Raw genomic sequence first — 21,213 nt, 5'->3', positions numbered from 1 at the left:
AGGGGATGATGGTGGCATCCGGCGGGGGCATGGGAAAAGCCGCCGGGTGCGGTGTGACCCGGCGGCTTCGAAGGTTTTCGAGTGGCGGCGGGGTCAGCCGGCTACTCGTACGGCCAGCGCGTCGCCGATCTCGGACGTGCTGCGGGCGGGCTTGCCGGTGCGCTCGGCGAGGTCGGCGGAGACCGCCTCGTCGATGCGGGCGGCCTCGGCCTCGTAGCCGAGGTGACGCAGGAGCAGGGCGACGGACAGGACCGTGGCGGTGGGGTCGGCCTTGCCCTGACCGGCGATGTCGGGCGCGGAGCCGTGGACCGGCTCGAACATCGACGGGAACTGTCCGGACGGGTTGATGTTGCCGGAGGCGGCCACGCCGATGCCGCCGGAGACGGCCGCGGCGAGGTCGGTGATGATGTCGCCGAAGAGGTTGTCGGTGACGATCACGTCGAAGCGGGCCGGGTCGGTGACGAGGTAGATCGTCGCCGCGTCGACGTGGATGTAGTCGGTGGTGACCTCGGGGAACTCCTGGGCCACCTTGTTGAAGGTGTTCGTCCACAGGTGTCCGGCGAAGGTCAGCACGTTGTTCTTGTGGACCAGCGTCAGCTTCTTGCGCGGACGGGCCTGGGCGCGGGCGAAGGCGTCCCGGACGACCCGCTCCACGCCGAAGGCCGTGTTCACGGAGACCTCGGTGGCGATCTCGTGCTCGGTGCCCTTGCGGATGGTGCCGCCGTTGCCGGTGTAGGGGCCCTCGGTGCCCTCGCGGACGACCACGAAGTCGATCGCGGGCTCGCCCTTCAGCGGCGTGTCGACGCCCGGGAGCAGCTTCGACGGCCGCAGGTTGACGTGGTGGTCGAAGGCGAAGCGGAGCTTGAGCAGGAAGCCGCGCTCCAGCACGCCGGAGGGGACGCTCGGGTCGCCGATGGCGCCCAGCAGGATCGCGTCGTGCTTCTTGAGCGAGTCGAGGTCGGCGTCGGTGAGGGTCTCACCGGTGGCGTGGTAGCGCCGGGCGCCGAAGTCGTAGTCCTGGGTCTCCAGCTTCACATCCTGCGGAAGGACGGCGGAGAGGACCTTCAGACCTTCCGCCACGACCTCCTGGCCGATGCCGTCACCGGGGATCACTGCGAGATTGATGCTGCGAGACATGTCGGCACCCTACTCCTCGTCCCATGGAATGACATGGGCTGTCCGTCATGCGGACACCGACGCGAGTCGGAGCGTCAACGCGTCACCGCACGTTCACCCTTACCTATGACGGCCGTTGGGATTCACCGGGAAGGGTCATTCCCATGGACACACCCGATGTCGGCATCCCGCCGCGGCTCGCGCGCCGGATGAGCATGGCCGAGCAGCACGAGTACCTGCGGACGCGGCTGATGCCCCGCCGCACGCTGGTGACGGCCGGTGCGGTGGCCGCGGGCGGACTGCTCGCGGGCTGCGGTGGCGGCGGCACGGGTTCGCGGGGTACGACGACCTCGTCGCCCTCCGCCTCCGCGGTGCACGGTTCCGTCGTCTCCCCCTTCGGCCGCCACCTCGCCTTCGGCGCCGACCCGAAGACACAGATGCGGGTGTCCTGGCAGGTGCCCCTCGCGGTGCGCAAGCCGTTCGTGCGCATCGGCCTCAGGCCCGACGACCTGAGCCGGCGGATCACGGCCGAGGTCCGCGGTCTGCACACCCCCGGCGTCACGGGTGTGCGCCCGGCGCTTCAGCAGTACTACCTGCACGCGGCCCTGGACGGTCTGCGCCCCGGGACGACCTACTACTACGGCGTCGGTCACGAGGGCTTCGACCCGGCCGCCCCGGCCCACCGCAGGAGCATCGCGAGCTTCCGCACGGCCCCCGCCGGCCCCGAGAGGTTCGTCTTCACGGCCTTCGGCGACCAGGGCGTCAGCCAGGCCGCGGACGCCAACGACCACGTCCTGCTGGGCCGGAAGCCCGCCTTCCACCTCCACGCCGGTGACATCTGCTACGCCGACACCAACGGCCAGGGAAAGAAGTCGGACGGCTACGACCCCGCCTACTGGGACCTGTTCCTCAAGCAGAACGAGCCGGTCGCGCGATCGGTCCCCTGGATGGTGACGACCGGCAACCACGACATGGAGGCCTGGTACTCACCGGACGGCTACGGCGGCCAGCTCGCCCGCTGGTCCCTCCCCGACAGCGGCTTCGACGCGCGGACGGCGCCCGGGGTGTACGCGTTCACGTACGGCAACGTCGGCTTCGTGGCGCTGGACGCGAACGACGTGTCGTACGAGATTCCCGCCAACTTCGGCTACACGGGCGGGAAGCAGACGAGGTGGCTGGACGACAGGCTGGGTGCGCTGCGCTCGGCGAAGGACGTGGACTTCGTCGTCGTCTTCTTCCACCACTGCGCCTACTCGACGTCCGCGCACGCCTCCGACGGCGGGGTGCGCGCCGAGTGGCTGCCGCTGTTCGCCAAGCACGAGGTGGACCTGGTGATCAACGGTCACAACCATGTGTACGAGCGGACGGACGCCGTCCGCGACGGCGGGGTGGGCAGGGCGGTCCCGATCGGCGGGTCGACGGACCCGACGAAGGACGGGACCGTGTACGTCACGGCGGGCGGCGGCGGCCGGGATCTGTACGGCTTCCCGTCCGGGGTGAAGGAGAGTTACGAGGGCCATGTGACGCGGCACGACTCGGTGCCGTCGTTCCGGTGGACGAAGTCCCACGCGGAGCAGCCCGAGACCGTGGAGTGGTCCCGGGTGCGCTACCGGGGCTTCTCTCTGCTGTCCGTGGAGGCGGAGAGCGGCGCGCGACCGGTGCTCAGGGTGTCGGCGCTGGCACAGAGCGGTGAGCGCATCGATCACTTCGAGGTGCGGCGCGGGGCATGAGCCCGCGCCGCACCTCGTGCGGGTGCGGCTCCCGGTATCAGTGGTATTACCGTTCAGTGACCGGTCGAACCGCCGTTGTCCCTGCGGTCCAGGGCGCGCTGGAGGGCGGCTGCGGCGTTCTTGCGGTCGGACTCGCTCGTACGGGAGATGTGACGGACTCGGCGGCGTGCGGTCGTCTCGGCCATGGGGAATCGACTCCTTCGACATCGGGGAGTGCGGAAAAGGGGTTACGAGACGCCGGTTGGGCGGGGGGCGCAGCCGCAGGGGTTGCCTGCACGGGGCGCGCTCACGACCGCCATTCGCTTGGTCGAGCGAGACGTTCGGCTTCTACAAAGTTAAGTGAGGAGACCCGGTCTGTCTCCACAATTACTCGGACTTCCTACTATCTGAGACGGCGGTTCGGGTCGCACCCCGATGACCTGCGACGTCACCCGGGGTGTCCGTCCCGGTCGGGCGGCGCCACGATGGAGGGGAGCGACGGCCCCGGAGGAGACCCGATGGCACCACAGCAGTCCCGCACGCAGGTGATCACCCAGCACCGTTTCGGAGGGCCCGAGGTGCTGGAGGCCGAGGAGCGGCCGCGGCCCGAACCCGGCCCGGGCGAGGTGCTGGTACGGGTCCGGGCCACGGGCGTCAACACCGTCGACCTGCTGGCGCGCTCCGGAACGGCTCCCGTGTACGGCGACCCTCCGTTCATCCTGGGCCACGACGTCTCCGGCGTGGTGGAGGCGGCCGGCGAGGGCGTGACCCGCTTCCGCCCCGGCGACGCGGTCTTCGGCAGGATCGACACCGGCGCCTACGCCGGCCATGTCACCGCCCCCGCCGACCGTCTCGCCCCGAAGCCGGCCACGCTCGACCACATCCACGCGGCCGCCACCCCCACGGCCGCCCTCACCGCCTGCCACGCCCTGCTGGACATCGCCCGGGTGGGGCCGGGCACCCGGGTGCTGATCCACTCGGCGGCCGGCGGCGTGGGCCACACCGCGGTGCAACTGGCCAAGGCGGAGGGCGCGTACGTCATCGGCACCGCCCGCGCCGACCGGCACCCCTTCCTGCGCGACCTGGGCGTCGACGAACTGGTCGACCCCGCGACCGCCGACTTCACCGACGCCGTGCACGACGTCGACGTGGCCCTGGACCTGATCGGCGGCGACTACGGCCCCCGCACCCTCGGCACCCTCCGCCCGGGCGGCCTGCTGATCTCCGCGGTCCCCGGCGACCTGGGCCTGGCCCCGGAGGACGTCGAGGCGCGGGGGATGCGGTTCGCACTCGTCGAGGCCCAGCCCTCGGGCGAACGGCTCGCCAGGGCCGCCGCCCTCCTCGCGGACGGCCGCGTCCACGTCCGTGTCGGGGCGGCACTGCCCCTGACGGACGCGGCCAAGGCCCACCGGCTCGCCGAGGCGGGCCGCACCCAGGGCGCACTGGTGCTCGTCCTGCCGTCGGACTAACCGGCGGCCCTGCGCGCGAGTTCGTACGCGAAGTCGATCGTCTCGGTCAGGCCTGCGTGCCGGCTCAGCGCGTGCCGCAGGTCCGCCTCGAAGTCCCCTGCCCGGTCGCCGAGGGCCGCCCTGGACAGCACAGAGGTCGAGAAGACGTTGCCGGCCAGCGCCTCGGGGGTCCAGGTGTGCGGGGCCGCGAAGGAGAACTTGCCGAGGACCTCGAACCCCGCCCCCTCCAGCACCTCCCGGTCCGGAACCCGCCGGCGCTCCTCCTCGGCGCCCGCCGGGATCCGCTCGTGCCCTCCCGCCCGGTCCATCCAGCGTGTGACGACCTCGGCCAGGTCCCGCTGCCACGGCAGCGCGCCGCGCCACGGACTCTCCGACCAGAGCAGTACCAGACGGCCGCCGGGTCGCAGCCAGCCGTGGGCGAGTTCGGCGATCCGGTGCCGGGGCAGCCGGTGGAAGGCGTTGCCGATCGCGACCAGGTCGAACGCCCCGTCCGGGACGGCCAGTTCCTCGGCGGACGCGACCAGCGCCCGCACATCCGTCGCCCAGGCGGCCTTCTCCCGGACCACCTCGATCATGCCCGGTTCCTGGTCCACGGCCCACACCTCGTCGAAGAACTCCCGTACGGCGAAGGCGATCTGCCCGGTCCCGCAGGCGAGGTCGAGGGCCCGGCCACCAGGGCGCCCGCCACCGCGCCGGAGGAGATCGGCGATCAGTTCGCCGGGGTACGGCACGCGAAAGCGGTCGTAGTCGAGGGCGGTCCCCCGGTACAGGTCGCGGCGGAAGGCCGGTCCGTCCCCGGCGTTCACAGCACCGCCTCCAGCACGTCCCGGAAGCCGTCGGGGTCCTCCACCCACGGCAGGTGTCCGGCATCCCGGAGGATCACCCGGCGCCCCCGGGGCAGGGCACGCTCCAGCGAGTCCACCGCCGAGCGCGGCCGGATGTCCTCGGCGCCGTCGACGATCAGTACCGGCAGGTCGAGGGCCGCGCAGGCGTCGTACAACTCGGGCGTGCCCCAGGTCCGTTTCGTCTCGGCGTTCAGCGCGCTGCCGCACTCGACGGCGATACCGAACCAGGGGTCCGCCATCCGCCCGGCGTGCGTCAGGGCCCGCTCCCGGTCCTGGAACTCGACGGACCACTGGAGTATGGCCCGTTCCCGGCTCTCCCGGGGCAACTCCCGCCAGCGGGCGAGCCGTTCGGGGTGCTCGCCGAGCCGGGCGAGGAGGCCCCGCTCGTAGTCGTCGTGCCAGTCCGTCGTGGGGCCGATGCCGGTGCCGGACACGTACACCAGCACGCTCACCCGCTCGGGACGGGACAGGGCGTAGCTCAACGCCAGTTGCGCACCCCAGGAATGGCCGAGCAGGGCCATCCGCTCCAGGCCGAAGTGCCGTCGTACGGCGTCCAGGTCGGCCGTGAAGCGGTCGGTGGTCCAGGGGCCGGCGACCCGCTGCGAGCGTCCGCAGCCGCGCTGGTCCCAGTGGACGACGGGGGTGACGCCGGTCAGCAGGTCCGCCAGGTCACCGAACATGTCCCACAACCCGGGGCCGCCGTGACACAGCACCAACGGGTCCCCCGGACCCGACCTCGCCGCCCACAGCCGTACGCCGTCGTCCGTGATCACGGTCTCCATGACCGCCAGTGTGCCGAACGGGCCGGATCCATGACAGACCCGGCCCGTTCGCCTTCCGCGGGGCTCAGCCCATGTGCGGGTAGGTGTAGTCGGTCGGCGGGACCAGCGTCTCCTTGATGGCGCGGGTCAGGGTCCAGCGCAGCAGGTTCTGCGGGGCGCCGGCCTTGTCGTTGGTGCCGGAGGCGCGGCCGCCGCCGAAGGGCTGCTGGCCGACGACGGCGCCGGTCGACTTGTCGTTGATGTAGAAGTTGCCGGCCGCGTAGCGGAGCTTGTCCATCGTGTACGCCGCCGCCGCGCGGTCATTGGAGATGACCGAGCCGGTCAGCGCGTAGTCGGAGACCGACTCCATCTGGGTCAGCATCTCCTCGTACCGGTCGTCCTCGTAGACGTGCACGGCGAGGAACGGGCCGAAGTACTCGGTGCGGAACACCTCGTTCTCCGGGTCGTCGCACTCGACGACCGTCGGCCGGACGAACCAGCCCACCGAGTCGTCGTAGGTGCCGCCCGCGACGATCGTGCACGCCGGGTCGGCCTTCGCGCGGTCGATGGCCGCCTTGTTCTTCTCGAACGCGCGCTCGTCGATGACGGCGCCGATGAAGTGGGACAGGTCGGTGACGTCCCCCATGGTCAGCCCGTCGACCTCGGCGGCGAACTCCTCCTTGAACCCGGAGTTCCAGATGGAGGCCGGGATGTAGGCGCGGGAGGTCGCGCTGCACTTCTGGCCCTGGTACTCGAAGGCGCCGCGGGTGAGGGCGGTCTTGAGGACGGCGCGGTCGGCGCTCGGGTGGGCGACCAGGAAGTCCTTGCCACCGGTCTCGCCGACCAGACGCGGGTACGAGCGGTACTTCTCGATGTTGTTGCCGACCGTCTTCCACAGGTACTGGAAGGTCTTGGTGGACCCGGTGAAGTGGATGCCGGCCAGGTCGCGGTGCTCGAGGGCGACCTTGGAGACCTCGATGCCGTCGCCGGTGACGAGGTTGATGACGCCCTTCGGCAGGCCCGCCTCCTCCAGCAGCTGCATGAGCAGCACGGCGGCGTGGGTCTGGGTCGGGGACGGCTTCCACACGACGACGTTGCCCATCAGGGCCGGGGCGGTGGGCAGGTTGCCCGCGATCGCGCCGAAGTTGAAGGGCGTGATCGCGTAGACGAAGCCCTCCAGCGGACGGTGGTCCAGCCGGTTCCAGACGCCCGGGGAGTTGGCCGGCGGCTGCTCGGCGAGGATCTGCCGGGCGTAGTGGACGTTGAAGCGCCAGAAGTCGACCAGTTCGCAGGGGGTGTCGATCTCGGCCTGCTGGGCGGTCTTGGACTGGCCGAGCATGGTGGACGCGGCGATGGTCTCGCGCCAGGGACCGGCGAGGAGTTCGGCGGCCCTCAGGATGATCGCGGCGCGGTCGTCGAAGGACATCGCGCGCCAGGCCGGGGCGGCGGCGAGGGCGGCGGCGATGGCGTCCCGCGCGTCCTGCTGGGTGGCGTGCGCGCCGGTGCCGATGACGGCCTTGTGGTTGTGCGGCTGCACGACCTCGAAGCGCTCACCGCCGCCGAGCCGCTTCTCGCCGCCGATGGTCATGGGCAGCTCGATCGGGTTCTCGGCCAGCTCCTTGAGCCTGGCCTCCAGCCGGGCCCGCTCGGGCGTACCGGGGGCGTAGCCGTGCACCGGCTCGTTGACGGGGGTGGGGACCTGGGTCACAGCGTCCATGGGATCCGTAACTCCTTGATGTTGAGCGGGTGTTGCGAGCGGGTGCGGGGCTCAGCCCGTGCTGACCATGCTGCGGACGAAGAACCGAAGGTTCGCCGGCTTCTCCGCGAGGCGACGCATGAAGTAGCCGTACCAGTCGGTGCCGTAGGCGGTGTAGACGCGCATGCGGTGGCCCTCGGCGGCGAGGCGCAGGTGCTCGTCGCCGCGGATGCCGTACAGCATCTGGAACTCGTACTCGTCCCGCTTGCGGCCCGCGCGGTGGGCGAGTTCCTGGGCGATGGCGATCAGGCGCGGGTCGTGGGAGCCGATCATCGGGTACCCCTCGCCCTCCATGAGGATCTTCAGGATCCGCACGTACGCCTTGTCGATCTCGTGCTTCTGCTGGTACGCGACCTCGGCGGGCTCCTTGTACGCCCCCTTCACCAGCCGCACCCGGCTGCCGGCAGCGGCGAGACGGCGGGCGTCGGCCTCGGTGCGGAAGAGGTAGGCCTGGATCACGCAGCCGGTCTGCGGGAAGTCCTTCCGCAGCTCCTCGTGGATGGCGAACATCGAGTCGAGGGTGGTGTGGTCCTCGGCGTCGAGCGTGACGGTCGTCCCGATGGCGGCGGCGGCCTCGACGACGGGCCGGATGTTGGCCAGGGCCAGCTCGTGGCCGTTCTCCAGGGCCTGCCCGAACATCGACAGCTTCACGGACATCTCGGCGCGGGTGCCGAGCTCCAGCTCCTTGAGCCGGTCGACGAGCGTCAGATAGGCGTCCCGGGCGGCGGCGGCCTGCTCGGGCCGGGTGATGTCCTCGCCGACGACGTCCATGGTCAGCTCCAGACCCTGGGACGTGAGATCACGGACAATCGGCACGATCTCGTCGACCGTCTCGCCCGGGATGAAGCGCTCGACGACCTGCTTGGTCACCGGGGCCGCCGAGATCAGACGTCGCATCCGGTCGCTGCGCGACGCGGCAAGAATCACGGGACCCAGCACGGGGCACCTCCACAAACCAGCAGATAGAACCACCGTGAACCTAAGGTTCCCCCCGATCGTGGGCCATCGACAGGTGTCACGCATCCGTGCCACAGATCTCAGACAGATGTATGAAGGCGGGCTCCGTGTGCGGGAGAATGCCCCTGTGACGGCGGATTACCTGAGCGGTGACTACCAGGAGCTGGTCGACGAGATCTCGGAGCTGCTGGGCGCGCCGGCGACGCTGGAGAACCGGGACTTCGAGCTGATCGCCTTCGGCGCGTACGACAGTGAGGGCGAGCTGGACGCGTCGGCGCTGGACCCCGTGCGCACCCGCTCGATCCTCACCCGGCGCTCCACGGCCGCCGTCCGTACCTGGTTCGAGGGCTTCGGCATCACCCGGGCGACAGGCCCGGTCCGCATCCCGCCGACGCCGGAGGCGGGGGTCTACCGGGGGCGGATCTGCCTCCCCGTACGCCATCGCGGGGTGGTCCTCGGCTACGTCTGGCTGCTGGACTCCGATCCGGGTCCCACCGAGGGACAGCTGGCGGCCGCCATGGACGTGACCGTCCGCATCGGCGCGCTGCTCGCGGACGAGGCGCAGCACGGGGCGGATCTGAGCCGGGAGCTGCGGGCGGTGCTGGTCGCCGAGCGCGACTGGCAGCGGGACATGGCGGTGGCGGAACTGCGCACCGCGCTGGGCGCGCGCGCCGACGGCCACCACACGGTGGTCTGCGTGGCCCCCTGGCCGTCCGCCGACCCGGACGACGCACCGTCGGTACGCACCGTGCCGGGCGCGACGGCCCTGTGCACGGTGCCGTGGGGAGTGGCGTCCCAGTCCCTGGCCCTGCTCGTCAGACTGCGCTCGCCGAACGTACTGACCCCGGCGACGTCGGCTGCGACGCGACTGCTGGAGCGGGCACGGCTGATGGACGGGGGCGGCGCCGTCGGCGGAGGAGGCGGAAGGTCGGGAGGTACGGCGACCGCGATGGGCGCCGGTGACACCGCCTCCCGGCAAGGAGGCGGCGGCAGGAGCACGGGGGGCGGGCCCCGTGGAGCGGCCGGAGGCGGGCCGGGAGGTACGGCAGTCGGACGGGGGGCCGACGGCGAGGCGGCGGCAGGTGCGGCAGGTGCGGCAGGTGCGGCAGGTGCGGCAGGTGCGGCAACCGGAGGCTACGGCAAAACAGCCGGCGGGCGGTCGGGAAGTGCGACGGCCGGCGTTCGGTCGGCAGGTGCGGCAGCCGGAGGCGGCGGTAAAGCCGGCGGTGCGCGGGCGGGTGGTGCCGCGGCCGGGGTCGCTGTTGCTCGGGCAGGTCTCGCGGAGCTCGGGGCGGCCTGGCAGGAGGCGTCCGCGGCGGCGCGGGCCGCGCTCGCGGAGCCGCGGCTGGGCCCGGTCGCCGAGTGGGCGCACATCGGCCCGTACCGCCTGCTGACGTCCCTGCCGCCGGACTCGGCCCACGACCCGGCCGTGGACGCCCTGCTCTCCCCCGCCCACCACGAACTCGCCCGCACCGCCGAGGTCTACCTCGACTGCGCCGGCCAGGCGGGCCGCACGGCCGCCGAGCTCGGCATCCACCGCCAGACCCTCTACTACCGCCTCTCCCGCGTCGAACAGCTGACGGGCCTCGACCTGGACGACGGCGAGGACCGCCTGCTGCTGCACATGGCGTTGAAGGGGGCGCGCCTGTAGTCCGGCCGGCGGAACGGTGACCCACCTGACGTGCGGTGCGGCCGCGGTGTGCCGACGCTGGTGTTCCCACCCCTGAACGGAGGACACCGCATGGGCGGTCCGATCAGCGCGGCCCACACGGCCCGGATCCTGGAACACCTCACACGCATGCACCCGGACGCCCTCGACGGGCTCGACGGGCTCACCCCGCTCGGCGACGGGCCGCGGCGGGAGGCCGAGTTCTGGGGCGCGGTCCGGCGCACCGTCGGGCAGATCGCGCAGGGCACGATCGTGGCGGAGGAGACCGGCCGCAAGGGCCATGACCTCCTCAGGTCGGCGGTCGACGACATGTGCGGCACGCCCCCTCACCGGGAGATCCCCTGGCCCAAGCGCTGGCCGCATCCGGGGGTACCGCCGAACCCGATCGACCCTCAGGCGGTGACCCCGGCGGTCCAGGCCGTCGCGGCGCTCGTGTTCCAGTCGTATGCCGACCGCATCGCCGACAAGTCCCTCAGCGGCGCGTTCGGCGAGGCGGCCGACACCCTCCTCGCCGCCTCACTGCGCAGTTCCTAGGCGAGCAGGTCCCCCACCGCCGCCACGCCCTCCACGATCGCACGCTCCGTCACATGGCCGAATCCCAGGACGAGTTGAGGCGGAATCACGGTCCCGGACGTCCGGCACGCGCTCATGCCGTACAGCCCCACCCCGCGGGCCCGCGACCGTTCGATCACCGTCGGTTCGTCGGCGCCGGCCGGCAGGTGGGCCACCGCGTGGAAGCCCGCCGCGAGACCCGACAGCCTTACGTCCGGGGCGTGTTGGGCGAGCGCCGAGACCAGGGCGGTGCGGCGGGCGGCGTACACGCCCCGCATGCGGCGCAGATGACGGTCGTACCGGCCGGACTCGATCAGCCGGGCGAGGGCGAGCTGGTCGAGGGTGGGTGAGCCGCGGTCGGCGATGCGTTTGAGGTCGGTGATCGCGGCGAGGAGGGCGGGCGGGGACAGGAGCCAGCCCAGTCTCAGCGCGGGCGCCAGGGACTTGCTCACCGTGCCGATCGAGACCACCCGTTCCGCGGCGAGCCCCTGGAGCGCGCCGACGGGCTCGCGGTCGTAGCGGAACTCGGCGTCGTAGTCGTCCTCGATGACATAAGCGTCCCGGCGCTGCGCCCACTCGATCAGCGCGTGGCGACGGGCGGGCGCCAGCACCACCCCCGTCGGCCACTGGTGGGCCGGAGTGACGATCACCGCCCGGGCGCCGGTGGCGTCCAACCGCCGTACGTCCACGCCCTCTTCGTCGACCGGGACCGGTACCGCCGTCAGCCCCGCCGCCTCCGCGGACGCCCTCGCCGTGGCCGGTCCGCCCGGGTCCTCGTAGGCCACGACGGACGCCCCGGCACGGGCGAGGGCACGCAGGGCGAGGCTCAGCCCCTGCGCGTAGCCGGAGCAGACGACCGTACGGGCCGGGTCGGCGGCGGCGCCCCGCACCCGCCGCAGATACCCGGCCACGACCTCACGAAGAACCCAACTCCCGCGCGGATCGCCGTAGTCGAGTTCGGCGGTCGGCATCCGGCGGGCCGCTTCCCTGGTCGCCCAGAGCCAGTCGGCGACGGGGAACGAGGTCAAATCCGGGACGCCGTGCCGGAAATCGGCCACGAGGTGCGGGCGGGTGTCGGGTGCGGGGTCCGTGGAGGCCTCGGGCACCTGTGCGCAGGCCGCCACGCGGGTGGCCGAGCCGACCCGGGTGACCAGATAGCCCTCGGCCTGGAGCTGGGCGTAGCAGTCCTGGACGAGCCCCCGGGACAGACCCAGCAGCCGGGCGAGCTCCCGCGAGGACGGCAGCCGCTCGCCCGCCTGCAGCCGGCCCGAGCGGATCGCGTCGCGCAGCTGCCCCTCCAGCTGGGCGCACAGCCGCTGCCCGCTGTCCCGGTCGAGCGTGAGAAGGAGTTCGGGTGACAAACCGGCCCACTGCACCGCCATGGAATTGGAGCTTAGCGGGGAGCCGGTCGACTTCTAGCGTCGACGGTATGACGACTTCGGCCTCGCCCTCGACCGGTACCGAGCACCTGACCGCCCCCGCGCGGCCCCCGCTGCTGTCCCGCGCGCTGCTGCTGCGCTTCGTGAGCCTGATCGGCGCGAGCGTCAGCTTCTTCCTGCTGCTGTCGGTCGTCCCCGCGTACGCGGCTCGGGCGGGCGGCGGAGGCGGCGCGGGCCTGGCCACCGGGTCCCTGATGCTCACCACGGTCCTGGGCGAGCTGGTCACCCCCCGGCTGGTCGCCCGCCTCGGATACCGCGTCACGCTCATGACCGGCCTGTTCCTGCTCGGCGCACCGGCCCTGGTGCTGACGGTGTCGTCGGAGACCGCGTGGATCGTCGCCGTCTGCCTGCTCCGAGGGCTGGGCTTCGCCCTGACGATCGTCGCGGGCGGCGCCCTGACGGCCGCGCTGATCCCGGCCGAGCGCCGGGGCGAGGGGCTGGCCGTGGTGGGCGTGGTGTCGGGCGTTCCGTCGCTGGTCGCACTGCCCCTGGGACTGTGGCTTGCCGGGCACGCGGGGTACGGCACCGTCGCGGTGATCGGCGGTACGGCGGCGCTGGCCGCGATCGCCTCCGTCCTGGGACTGCCGGACCGGGGACGGCCGGAGGGCGGACTGCCGGAGACACCGTCGCAGAAGCCGGTGGGCGTGGTCCGCGGGCTGCGCACCGGCGCCCTGCTGCGCCCGGTCCTCGTGTTCGCCGCCACCGCCACGGCAGCCGGCGTCCTGGTCACGTTCCTGCCGCTGGCCGTTCCGAACGCGCACTCCGCGACGGTGACCGTGGCCCTGTTCGTGCAGCCGGCGGCCGCGACCGTGACCCGCTGGCTCGCGGGCCGCCACGGCGACCGGCACGGCAGCGCCCGGCTCGTCCTGCCCGGCCTGCTCCTGTCGGCCGTGGGCGTCCTGGTCACGGCCGGGACCGGCAGCACGGCAGCCGTCGTCGCCGGATCCGCCCTGTTCGGCGCCGGTTTCGGCATCGCCCAGAACGCCACCCTGGCGCTGATGTACACCCGGGTCTCCCCCGCCTCGTACGGCACGGTCAGCGCCCTGTGGAACCTCGCGTACGACGGCGGAATGGGCGTCGGCGCCGCCGGCTTCGGTGTCCTCGCGGGGCTGACCGGATATCCGTGGGCGTTCGTGGTGAGCGCGGTACTCATGCTGGGTGCGCTGGTCCCGGGGTTGCGGGACCTGCGGCCGGTCAGCTCCCGTTGACGCCCTCGATCACCTGACGCAGACCTTCGGTGAGCACGTCGGCCTCGGGCGCGGTCTTCGGGTCGAAGGTCCACTGCGAGATGAGCCCCGACATCAGGGTCATGTAGAAGCGGCCGAGGGTGTCGGCGGTCTCGTCCGAGACCTCCTCCTCCGGCACGCCCTGCATCAGCGAGACCAGCCCCCGACCGCCCTCGCGCTGCGCGCGCGACAACTGGTCGCGGACCTCGGGCAGCCGGTCGCCCATGGTCATGACCTCCATGCTGAGCGGCCACATCGAGCCGGGTTGCCGCAGGGAGGCGACGATGTTCGACCAGACCTCCCGGAACCGCTCCAGGGAACCCGGCGCGGCCGTGATGCCGGCGTCCCCCTCGAAGGACATCTCGTCCACCAGCGCGATGTACGCCTGGGCGAGCAGCGCGTCCTTCGACCCGTAGTGGTAGCCGATCGAGGCGAGGTTGGTCCCCGACTCCTTGACGATGTCCCGCGCGGTCGTGCGCAGGAACCCCTTCTCCAGCAGGCAGCGCTTGGCGCCCTCGAGCAGATCCTCACGGTGTCCCATGCCCGCCACCCTACCCCCGATCCATACGACCGTCCTATACGAGCGACTTATACGAACGACTTATACGAACGTTCTAGACAAGCGTTTAAGACGTGCGTACAGTCACTGCCATGACGAACCCGACGGGCACCACCACAACCCCGGCCGGCACCCTCGCCGGCCGCCGCGAATGGACCGCACTGGGCGTGCTGATGCTCCCGCTGCTGCTGGTCTCGATGGACGTCTCGGTCCTGTACTTCGCCATCCCCGCGATCAGCGCGGACCTGGAGCCGAGCGGCACGCAGCAACTGTGGATCTTCGACATCTACGCCTTCGTCCTGGCCGGCCTGCTGATGACGATGGGCTCGCTCGGCGACCGCATAGGCCGCCGCAAGCTGCTCCTGATCGGCGCGGCGGCCTTCGGCACCGCCTCCGTCGTCGCCGCCTACGCCGACAGCGCCGAGACCCTCATCGCGGCCCGCGCGGTCCTCGGCGTCGGCGGCGCGACCCTGATGCCGTCGACGATGGCACTGATCCGCACGATGTTCACCGACGCCGGCCAGCGCGCGAAGGCGATCGGCATGTGGTCCGGCGTGATGACGGCCGGCATCGCGCTCGGCTCGGTGATGAGCGGTGTCCTGGTCCAGTACTTCTGGTGGGGCTCGGTCTTCCTGGTCAACCTGCCCGCCATGGCGCTGTTGCTGGTGCTGGGCCCGTTCCTGCTGCCGGAGTCGCGCGACCCCGCCCCCGGCCGCTTCGACTGGCTGAGCGTCCCGCTGTCGATGGCCGCCGTGCTCCCCGTCATCTACGGTCTGAAGGAGATCCCCTCCGAGGGCTGGCACGCGCAGTACGTCGTCTCGATCACCGTGGGCCTGCTCTTCGCCGCGGCCTTCGTCCACCGCCAGCGCACCGCGGCCTCACCGATGATCGACCCGGCCCTCTTCCGGGGCCACGGCTTCGCCCCCTCGGTCGTCCTCAACCTCATCGGCTCGTTCGCCATGATGGGCTCGGCGTACTTCACCACGCAGTACCTGCAGTCGGTGCTCGACAAGAGCGCGATGGAGGCGGCCCTGTGGGCGCTCCTCCCCTCGGTGCCGATCGGCATGACGGCCCCGATGGCGACCGCCCTGGTCCAGCGAGGCGTCAACCGTGCCCATGTCGTCACTGCCGGCTTCGCCATCGGCGCCTGCGGCTACGGGATGCTGGCCCTCGCGGGCACCGACTCCCTCTGGCTGGTCCTGGCCGCGTGCGGCGTCCTCGCCTCCGGGATCGTCATGGTCATCTCCCAGATCACGGACCTGGCGCTGAGCAGCGCCCCGGTGGAACGGGCCGGCTCGGCCTCCTCCCTGATGGAGACCGGCGGGGAGTTCGGCGGCGCGCTGGGCATGGCGGTGCTGGGCTCCATCGGTACGGCGATCTACCGGCACGACATCCCGGCCTCGGCTCCGGACGCGGCCCGCGAGACGCTGGGCGGGGCGCTGGCGGTCGCCGACCGGGTGCCGGGACTGGCGACGGCGGCGCGGGAGGCGTTCACCAACGGCATGCAGGGCGCGGCCATCGCGGGAGCGGTGCTGCTGGCGGGGGCGGCTGCACTGGCGGCGAGGGCGCTGCGCGGGATTCGGGTCGACGACAAGTGAGCGACACGAAGGGGGTCCGGCCGACCGACGTCGGCTGGACCCCCTTCGCGTTGTCTGCGTCAGACCAGGTTCACGGACCGGGCGAACGTCGCCCCGATCTCCGCTTCCACCTCGGACAGCACCCCGGCCGGGACCGTGTCGTCCACGGTCAGCACGGCCAGCGCCTCGCCGCCGGCAACCGAGCGGGACACCTGCATGCCGGCGATGTTGATGCCCGCCTCGCCGAAGATGCGGCCGACCGTACCGACGACACCGGGACGGTCCTCGTACCGCAGCACCACCATGTGGTCGGCGAGGGCCAGGTCCACGTCGTACTCGCCGACGGCGACGATCTTCTGCAGGTGCTTCGGGCCGGCCAGCGTGCCGGAGACCGACACCTCCTCGCCGCTGCCGAGCGTGCCGCGGACGGTGACCACGTTGCGGTGGTCGGTCGCCTCGGAGCTGGTGGTCAGCCGGACCTCGACGCCACGCTCCTGGGCGAACAGCGGGGCGTTGACGTACGAGACGGTCTCGTCGACGACGTCCTCGAAGACACCCTTGAGAGCGGACAGCTCCAGCACCTTCACGTCGTGCTGGGTGATCTCGCCGTACACCTCGACGTCGAGGCGGACCGCGACCTCGCCCGCGAGCGCGGTGAAGATGCGGCCGAGGCGCTCCGCCAGCGGCAGACCCGGCTTGACGTCCTCGGCGATGACACCGCCCTGGACGTTCACCGCGTCGGGCACGAGCTCACCGGCGAGGGCGAGGCGCACCGAGCGGGCGACCGCGATACCGGCCTTCTCCTGGGCCTCGTCCGTCGACGCGCCGAGGTGCGGGGTGCACACGACCTGGTCGAACTCGAAGAGCGGGGAGTCGGTGCAGGGCTCCTTGGCGTACACGTCGAGGCCGGCGCCGGCGACCCGGCCCTCCTTCAGCGCCGAGTACAGCGCCTCCTCGTCGACGATCCCACCGCGCGCCGCGTTGACGATCCGCACGCTCGGCTTGACCTTGCGCAGCGCCTCGTCGCCGATCAGGCCGAGGGTCTCGGGGGTCTTCGGGAGGTGGACGGTGATGAAGTCGGAGACCTCGAGCAGCTCGTCCAGCGACAGCACCTTCACGCCCATCTGCGCGGCGCGAGCGGGCTGGATGTAGGGGTCGTAGGCGACGACCTTCATCCCGAAGGCCGACATGCGCTGCGCGACGAGGGCACCGATGCGGCCCAGGCCCACGACACCCAGCGTCTTCTCCGCGAGCTCCACACCCGTGTACTTGCTGCGCTTCCACTCGCCGTTCTTCAGCGCGGCGTTGGCCTGCGGGATGTGGCGGGCGGTGGCGACGAGCAGACCGCAGGCCAGTTCGGCGGCGGTCACGATGTTCGAGGTGGGGGCGTTGACGACCATCACGCCGGCCTTGGTGGCGGCGGAGACGTCGACGTTGTCCAGGCCGACGCCGGCTCGTGCGACGACCTTCAGCTTGTGCGCGGCGGCGATGGCCTCGGCGTCCACCTTGGTGGCCGAACGAATCAGGATGGCGTCGACGTCGGCGATGGCAGGGAGCAGTTCGGCTCGGTCCGCTCCGTTGCAGTGCCGGATCTCGAAGTCCGGGCCAAGCGCGTCCACGGTCGCGGGCGACAGCTCTTCAGCGATGAGTACGACGGGTTTCGAGCTCACGTGAGTCCTCACAAGTCCAATGCGGACGGCCGTCCCGACGGCCGCAGGCGGTGGAGGTTGGCTAGCCGCGTGGAAGACGCACGACGCTGTGGGCCTGACGCGTATGTAGTACGGCAGTGTAGTGGCGCGAGGGGGGTCGTCCTGCGCCTCTGTGGAAGGATCACCCGTCCGTGATGCGACGGGTTGGACAAAGGGGCCGGAGCGGCGCGCCCCGACCCCTGTCCGGAGGCCTACGCCTCCTCGTCCACCCAGCTCATCAGCTTGCGGAGCTGCTTGCCGGTGGTCTCCAGCAGAGACTCGGCGTCCTTCTGCTTGTACTCGTTGTACTTCTTCAGACCGCCGTGGTACTCGGCCATCCACTCACGCGCGAAGGTGCCGTCCTGGATCTCGGCGAGGACCTTCTTCATCTCGGCCTTGGTGGCGTCCGTGATGATCCGCGGGCCGGTGACGTAGTCGCCCCACTCGGCGGTCTCGGAGACGGACCAGCGCATCTTCTCCAGGCCGCCCTCGTACATGAGGTCGACGATCAGCTTCAGCTCGTGCAGGCACTCGAAGTAGGCGATCTCCGGCTGGTAGCCGGCCTCGGTCAGCGTCTCGAAGCCCGCCTTGACCAGCGCCGCGGTGCCACCGCAGAGGACGGCCTGCTCACCGAAGAGGTCGGTCTCGGTCTCCTCGGTGAAGGTCGTCTTGATGACGCCGGCGCGGGTGCCGCCGATGCCCTTGGCGTACGACAGGGCCAGCGCGAAGGCGTTGCCCGACGCGTCCTGCTCGACGGCCGCGATGCACGGAACGCCGCGGCCCTCCTCGTACTGGCGGCGCACGAGGTGGCCCGGGCCCTTGGGGGCGACCATGCAGACGTCGATGCCGGCCGGGGGCTTGATGAAGTCGAAGCGGATGTTCAGACCGTGGCCGAAGAACAGCGCGTCGCCGTCGTTGAGGTGGTCCTTGATGGACTCCTCGTAGACCTGGGCCTGGATCGGGTCCGGGACCAGGATCATGATGACGTCGGCCTCGGCGGCGGCCTGAGACGGCGTCACCACGCGCAGGCCCTGCTCCTCGGCCTTTGCCTTGGACTTGGAGCCCTCGTGCAGACCGACACGGACGTCGACACCCGAGTCACGCAGCGACAGCGCGTGGGCGTGGCCCTGGCTGCCGTAACCGATGACCGCGACCTTGCGGCCCTGGATGATGGACAGGTCGGCGTCGGCGTCGTAGAACAGCTCGGCCACTTTGGGTTCTCTCCTTGTGTGCAGGTGTTGCGTCCCACCGTATGACGGCGGGCGGAAGGGAAGTTTCGGGGTCTCGGTATACGGGCGGCCGAAACCGCCCGTACAGCCTTACGCGCTGCGGTCGAGGGCGCGCAGCGACCGGTCCGTGATCGAGCGGGCGCCGCGGCCGATCGCGATCGTGCCGGACTGGACGAGCTCCTTGATGCCGTACGGCTCCAGCATCTTGAGCATGGCCGAGAGCTTCTCGCTGCTGCCGGTGGCCTCGATCGTGACGGCCTCCGGGGAGACGTCGACGGTCTTGGCGCGGAACAGCTGGACGATCTCGACGATCTGCGAGCGCGTCTCGTTGTCGGCCTTCACCTTCACCAGAACGAGTTCGCGCTGAACCGCGGAACCGGGCTCCAGCTCGACGATCTTCAGGACGTTGACCAGCTTGTTGAGCTGCTTGGTCACCTGCTCCAGCGGGAGGTCCTCGACGCCCACCACGATGGTGATGCGGGAGATGTCGGGGTGCTCGGTGACGCCGACCGCGAGCGAGTCGATGTTGAAGCCGCGGCGGGAGAAGAGGGCGGCGATCCGGGCCAGGATGCCCGGGGTGTTCTCCACCAGGACCGAGAGCGTGTGCTTGGACATGGTCTTTTTACGTCTCTCTCGCTCAGTCGTCTTCGTTGTCGCCGAAGTCGGGGCGGACGTCCCGGGCGGCCATGATCTCGTCGTTGGAGGTGCCGGCGGCGACCATCGGCCACACCATCGCGTCCTCATGGACGATGAAGTCCACGACGACGGGGCGGTCGTTGATGGAGTTCGCCTCCTCGATGACCTTGTCCAGGTCCTCCGGGGACTCGCAGCGCAGGCCCACACAGCCCATGGCCTCGGACAGCTTCACGAAGTCCGGCACGCGCGTGCCGCGGGCCGCGGGGTTGACGTCGTCCGGGCCGGAGTGCAGCACGGTGTTGGAGTAGCGCTGGTTGTAGAAGAGGGTCTGCCACTGGCGGACCATCCCGAGGGCGCCGTTGTTGATGATGGCGACCTTGATCGGGATGTTGTTCAGGGCGCAGGTGGTGAGCTCCTGGTTGGTCATCTGGAAGCAGCCGTCGCCGTCGATCGCCCAGACCGTCTGCCCCGGCGCGCCGGCCTTGGCGCCCATCGCGGCCGGGACCGCGTAGCCCATCGTCCCGGCGCCGCCGGAGTTGAGCCAGGTGGCGGGCTTGTCGTACTGGATGAAGTGCGCGGACCACATCTGGTGCTGGCCGACGCCCGCCGCGAAGATCGTGTCCTCGGGGGCGAGCTGCCCGATCCGCTCGATGACCTGCTGCGGGGACAGCGAGCCGTCGTCGGGCAGGTCGTAGCCGAGCGGGTAGGTGTCGCGCCAGCGGGCCAGGTCCTTCCACCAGGCGCTGTAGTCGCCCTGGTGGCCCTCGCTGTGCTCCTTCTGGACGGCCTGGATGAGGTCCGCGATGACCTCGCGCGCGTCACCGACGATCGGCACGTCCGCGGCGCGGTTCTTGCCGATCTCGGCCGGGTCGATGTCGGCGTGGACGATCTTGGCGTACGGGGCGAAGCTGTCCAGCTTGCCGGTGACGCGGTCGTCGAAGCGGGCTCCGAGGGCGACGATCAGGTCGGCCTTCTGCAGCGCGGTGACGGCGGTGACCGCACCGTGCATGCCCGGCATTCCCACGTGCAGCGGGTGGCTGTCGGGAAACGCGCCGAGCGCCATCAGGGTGGTGGTGACGGGCGCTCCGGTGAGCTCGGCGAGGACCTTGAGCTCGGCGGTGGCGTGTGCCTTGATGACACCGCCGCCGACGTAGAGGACGGGCCGCTTGGCGGACGTGATGAGCTTCGCGGCCTCGCGGATCTGCTTGGCGTGCGGCTTGGTCACCGGGCGGTAGCCGGGCAGGTCCATCACCGGCGGCCAGGAGAAGGTGGTCTTCGCCTGGAGGGCGTCCTTGGCGATGTCGACCAGCACCGGGCCGGGGCGGCCGGTGGAGGCGATGTGGAAGGCCTGCGCGATCACGCGCGGGATGTCCTCGGCCTTGGTGACCAGGAAGTTGTGCTTGGTGATCGGCATGGTGATGCCGACGATGTCCGCCTCCTGGAAGGCGTCCGTGCCGATCGCCTTGGACGCCACCTGTCCGGTGATCGCCACGAGCGGCACCGAGTCCATGTGGGCGTCCGCGATGGGCGTGACGAGGTTGGTCGCGCCGGGGCCCGAAGTGGCCATGCAGACACCGACCCTGCCGGTGGCCTGCGCGTAGCCGGTGGCCGCGTGGCCGGCGCCCTGCTCGTGCCGGACCAGGACGTGGCGCACCCGGGTCGAGTCCATCAGGGGGTCGTACGCGGGAAGGATGGCACCGCCGGGAATGCCGAATACCGTGTCGGCCCCGACCTCCTCGAGAGAGCGGATGAGGGACTGCGCACCCGTGACGTGTTCGGGGGCGGACTGGTGTCCTCCGGATCGGGGCCGCGGCTGCGGATGGGCCCCGGTGGCCTGCTCGGTCATCGTCAGTCTCTTCTCGATGCTGAGGGTTTTTGCGAGGTTTGTGCGGTGTTCGGCTGCTGCACGAACAGTGCCTGTGCAACAAAAAACCCCTCGTGCCGTAAGGCAAGCGAGGGGAGCGCGCCGGGTGGAGGTCGCTGAGCGATGGTGGGCTCAGCGTCAGCCGACGCGCTTTCCAAGTA

General features: G+C 71.2%; 18 protein-coding genes. 6 read left to right on the top strand and 12 right to left on the bottom strand.

Annotation, left to right across the window (positions count from 1 at the left end; genetic code table 11):
* Nucleotides 1-93: 93 nt before the first annotated feature.
* Entirely contained in the window at nt 94-1,137 is a 1,044-nt protein-coding gene (locus ABZZ74_RS28695) for a 3-isopropylmalate dehydrogenase (protein ID WP_356769717.1), read from the bottom strand.
* A gap of 143 nt (nt 1,138-1,280) precedes the next feature.
* Between ABZZ74_RS28695 and ABZZ74_RS28690 the strand changes: the two genes are divergently transcribed.
* Nucleotides 1,281-2,846, top strand: a complete 1,566-nt coding sequence (locus ABZZ74_RS28690) for a metallophosphoesterase family protein (RefSeq protein ID WP_356769715.1) — start codon at nt 1,281-1,283, stop codon at nt 2,844-2,846.
* 53 nt (nt 2,847-2,899) lie between these two features.
* On the opposite strand, the gene ABZZ74_RS28685 is transcribed toward ABZZ74_RS28690, so the two are convergent.
* Nucleotides 2,900-3,031, bottom strand: a complete 132-nt coding sequence (locus ABZZ74_RS28685; RefSeq protein ID WP_107056436.1) for a hypothetical protein — start codon at nt 3,029-3,031, stop codon at nt 2,900-2,902.
* 312 nt (nt 3,032-3,343) lie between these two features.
* On the opposite strand from ABZZ74_RS28685, the gene ABZZ74_RS28680 reads away from it, so the two are divergent.
* Nucleotides 3,344-4,294: an NADP-dependent oxidoreductase gene (locus ABZZ74_RS28680; protein WP_356769713.1), complete on the top strand. Its 951-nt coding sequence runs from the start codon at nt 3,344-3,346 to the stop codon at nt 4,292-4,294.
* On the opposite strand, the gene ABZZ74_RS28675 is transcribed toward ABZZ74_RS28680, so the two are convergent.
* From ABZZ74_RS28675 to ABZZ74_RS28660, 4 genes are all read right to left on the bottom strand, one after another.
* Nucleotides 4,291-5,100 carry a class I SAM-dependent methyltransferase gene (locus ABZZ74_RS28675; RefSeq protein ID WP_356769711.1) on the bottom strand — a complete coding sequence of 270 codons (810 nt, stop codon included), beginning with the start codon at nt 5,098-5,100 and terminating at the stop codon, nt 4,291-4,293. The two genes, ABZZ74_RS28680 and ABZZ74_RS28675, sit on opposite strands and share 4 nt — an antisense overlap.
* Nucleotides 5,097-5,921 (bottom strand): alpha/beta fold hydrolase, encoded by an 825-nt coding sequence (locus ABZZ74_RS28670; RefSeq protein ID WP_356769709.1) that lies wholly within the window; start codon nt 5,919-5,921, stop codon nt 5,097-5,099. The genes ABZZ74_RS28675 and ABZZ74_RS28670 overlap by 4 nt, the downstream gene beginning before the upstream one ends.
* Before the next feature lie 64 nt (nt 5,922-5,985).
* A complete protein-coding gene (gene pruA / locus ABZZ74_RS28665; protein ID WP_356769707.1) occupies nt 5,986-7,617 on the bottom strand; it encodes an L-glutamate gamma-semialdehyde dehydrogenase in 1,632 nt (543 codons plus the stop codon).
* Nucleotides 7,618-7,668: 51 nt separating this feature from the next.
* Nucleotides 7,669-8,595: a proline dehydrogenase family protein gene (locus ABZZ74_RS28660; protein ID WP_356769705.1), complete on the bottom strand. Its 927-nt coding sequence runs from the start codon at nt 8,593-8,595 to the stop codon at nt 7,669-7,671.
* 106 nt (nt 8,596-8,701) lie between these two features.
* Between ABZZ74_RS28660 and ABZZ74_RS28655 the strand changes: the two genes are divergently transcribed.
* Together ABZZ74_RS28655 and ABZZ74_RS28650 are read left to right on the top strand one after the other, a co-directional pair.
* The gene (locus ABZZ74_RS28655; protein ID WP_356769703.1) at nt 8,702-10,264 is read left to right on the top strand and encodes a helix-turn-helix domain-containing protein; all 1,563 of its coding nucleotides are present in this window, start codon (nt 8,702-8,704) and stop codon (nt 10,262-10,264) included.
* A gap of 90 nt (nt 10,265-10,354) precedes the next feature.
* Nucleotides 10,355-10,816 (top strand): hypothetical protein, encoded by a 462-nt coding sequence (locus tag ABZZ74_RS28650; protein ID WP_356769701.1) that lies wholly within the window; start codon nt 10,355-10,357, stop codon nt 10,814-10,816.
* On the opposite strand, the gene ABZZ74_RS28645 is transcribed toward ABZZ74_RS28650, so the two are convergent.
* Nucleotides 10,813-12,216, bottom strand: coding sequence for a PLP-dependent aminotransferase family protein (locus ABZZ74_RS28645; RefSeq protein WP_356769699.1), 1,404 nt, complete (start codon nt 12,214-12,216; stop codon nt 10,813-10,815). The genes ABZZ74_RS28650 and ABZZ74_RS28645 overlap by 4 nt on opposite strands.
* 47 nt (nt 12,217-12,263) lie before the next feature.
* On the opposite strand from ABZZ74_RS28645, the gene ABZZ74_RS28640 reads away from it, so the two are divergent.
* Nucleotides 12,264-13,481: an MFS transporter gene (locus ABZZ74_RS28640; protein WP_356769697.1), complete on the top strand. Its 1,218-nt coding sequence runs from the start codon at nt 12,264-12,266 to the stop codon at nt 13,479-13,481.
* Here ABZZ74_RS28640 and ABZZ74_RS28635 read toward each other — a convergent pair.
* Nucleotides 13,468-14,040, bottom strand: a complete 573-nt coding sequence (locus tag ABZZ74_RS28635) for a TetR/AcrR family transcriptional regulator (RefSeq protein ID WP_356769695.1) — start codon at nt 14,038-14,040, stop codon at nt 13,468-13,470. The genes ABZZ74_RS28640 and ABZZ74_RS28635 overlap by 14 nt on opposite strands.
* A gap of 110 nt (nt 14,041-14,150) precedes the next feature.
* On the opposite strand from ABZZ74_RS28635, the gene ABZZ74_RS28630 reads away from it, so the two are divergent.
* Nucleotides 14,151-15,656, top strand: coding sequence for an MFS transporter (locus ABZZ74_RS28630; protein ID WP_356769693.1), 1,506 nt, complete (start codon nt 14,151-14,153; stop codon nt 15,654-15,656).
* A gap of 59 nt (nt 15,657-15,715) precedes the next feature.
* Here the strand turns inward: ABZZ74_RS28630 and serA are convergent, their stop codons facing one another.
* From serA to ABZZ74_RS28610, 4 genes are all read right to left on the bottom strand, one after another.
* Nucleotides 15,716-17,305: a phosphoglycerate dehydrogenase gene (gene serA / locus ABZZ74_RS28625; RefSeq protein ID WP_133046712.1), complete on the bottom strand. Its 1,590-nt coding sequence runs from the start codon at nt 17,303-17,305 to the stop codon at nt 15,716-15,718.
* Between the two features lie 230 nt (nt 17,306-17,535).
* The gene (gene ilvC / locus ABZZ74_RS28620; protein ID WP_356769691.1) at nt 17,536-18,534 is read right to left on the bottom strand and encodes a ketol-acid reductoisomerase; all 999 of its coding nucleotides are present in this window, start codon (nt 18,532-18,534) and stop codon (nt 17,536-17,538) included.
* Between the two features lie 108 nt (nt 18,535-18,642).
* Nucleotides 18,643-19,167 (bottom strand): acetolactate synthase small subunit, encoded by a 525-nt coding sequence (ilvN, locus tag ABZZ74_RS28615; RefSeq protein WP_133046710.1) that lies wholly within the window; start codon nt 19,165-19,167, stop codon nt 18,643-18,645.
* A 22-nt stretch (nt 19,168-19,189) separates the two neighbouring features.
* Nucleotides 19,190-21,034, bottom strand: coding sequence for an acetolactate synthase large subunit (locus ABZZ74_RS28610; protein ID WP_356769688.1), 1,845 nt, complete (start codon nt 21,032-21,034; stop codon nt 19,190-19,192).
* Between the last annotated feature and the right edge of the window lie 179 nt (nt 21,035-21,213).

It is taken from the genome of Streptomyces sp. NPDC006476 (assembly GCF_040612015.1).
GTDB lineage: Bacteria > Actinomycetota > Actinomycetes > Streptomycetales > Streptomycetaceae > Streptomyces > Streptomyces griseorubiginosus_B.
Note: the sequence above shows the minus strand (reverse complement) of the source record. Positions and strands in the feature narration are given on the sequence as shown.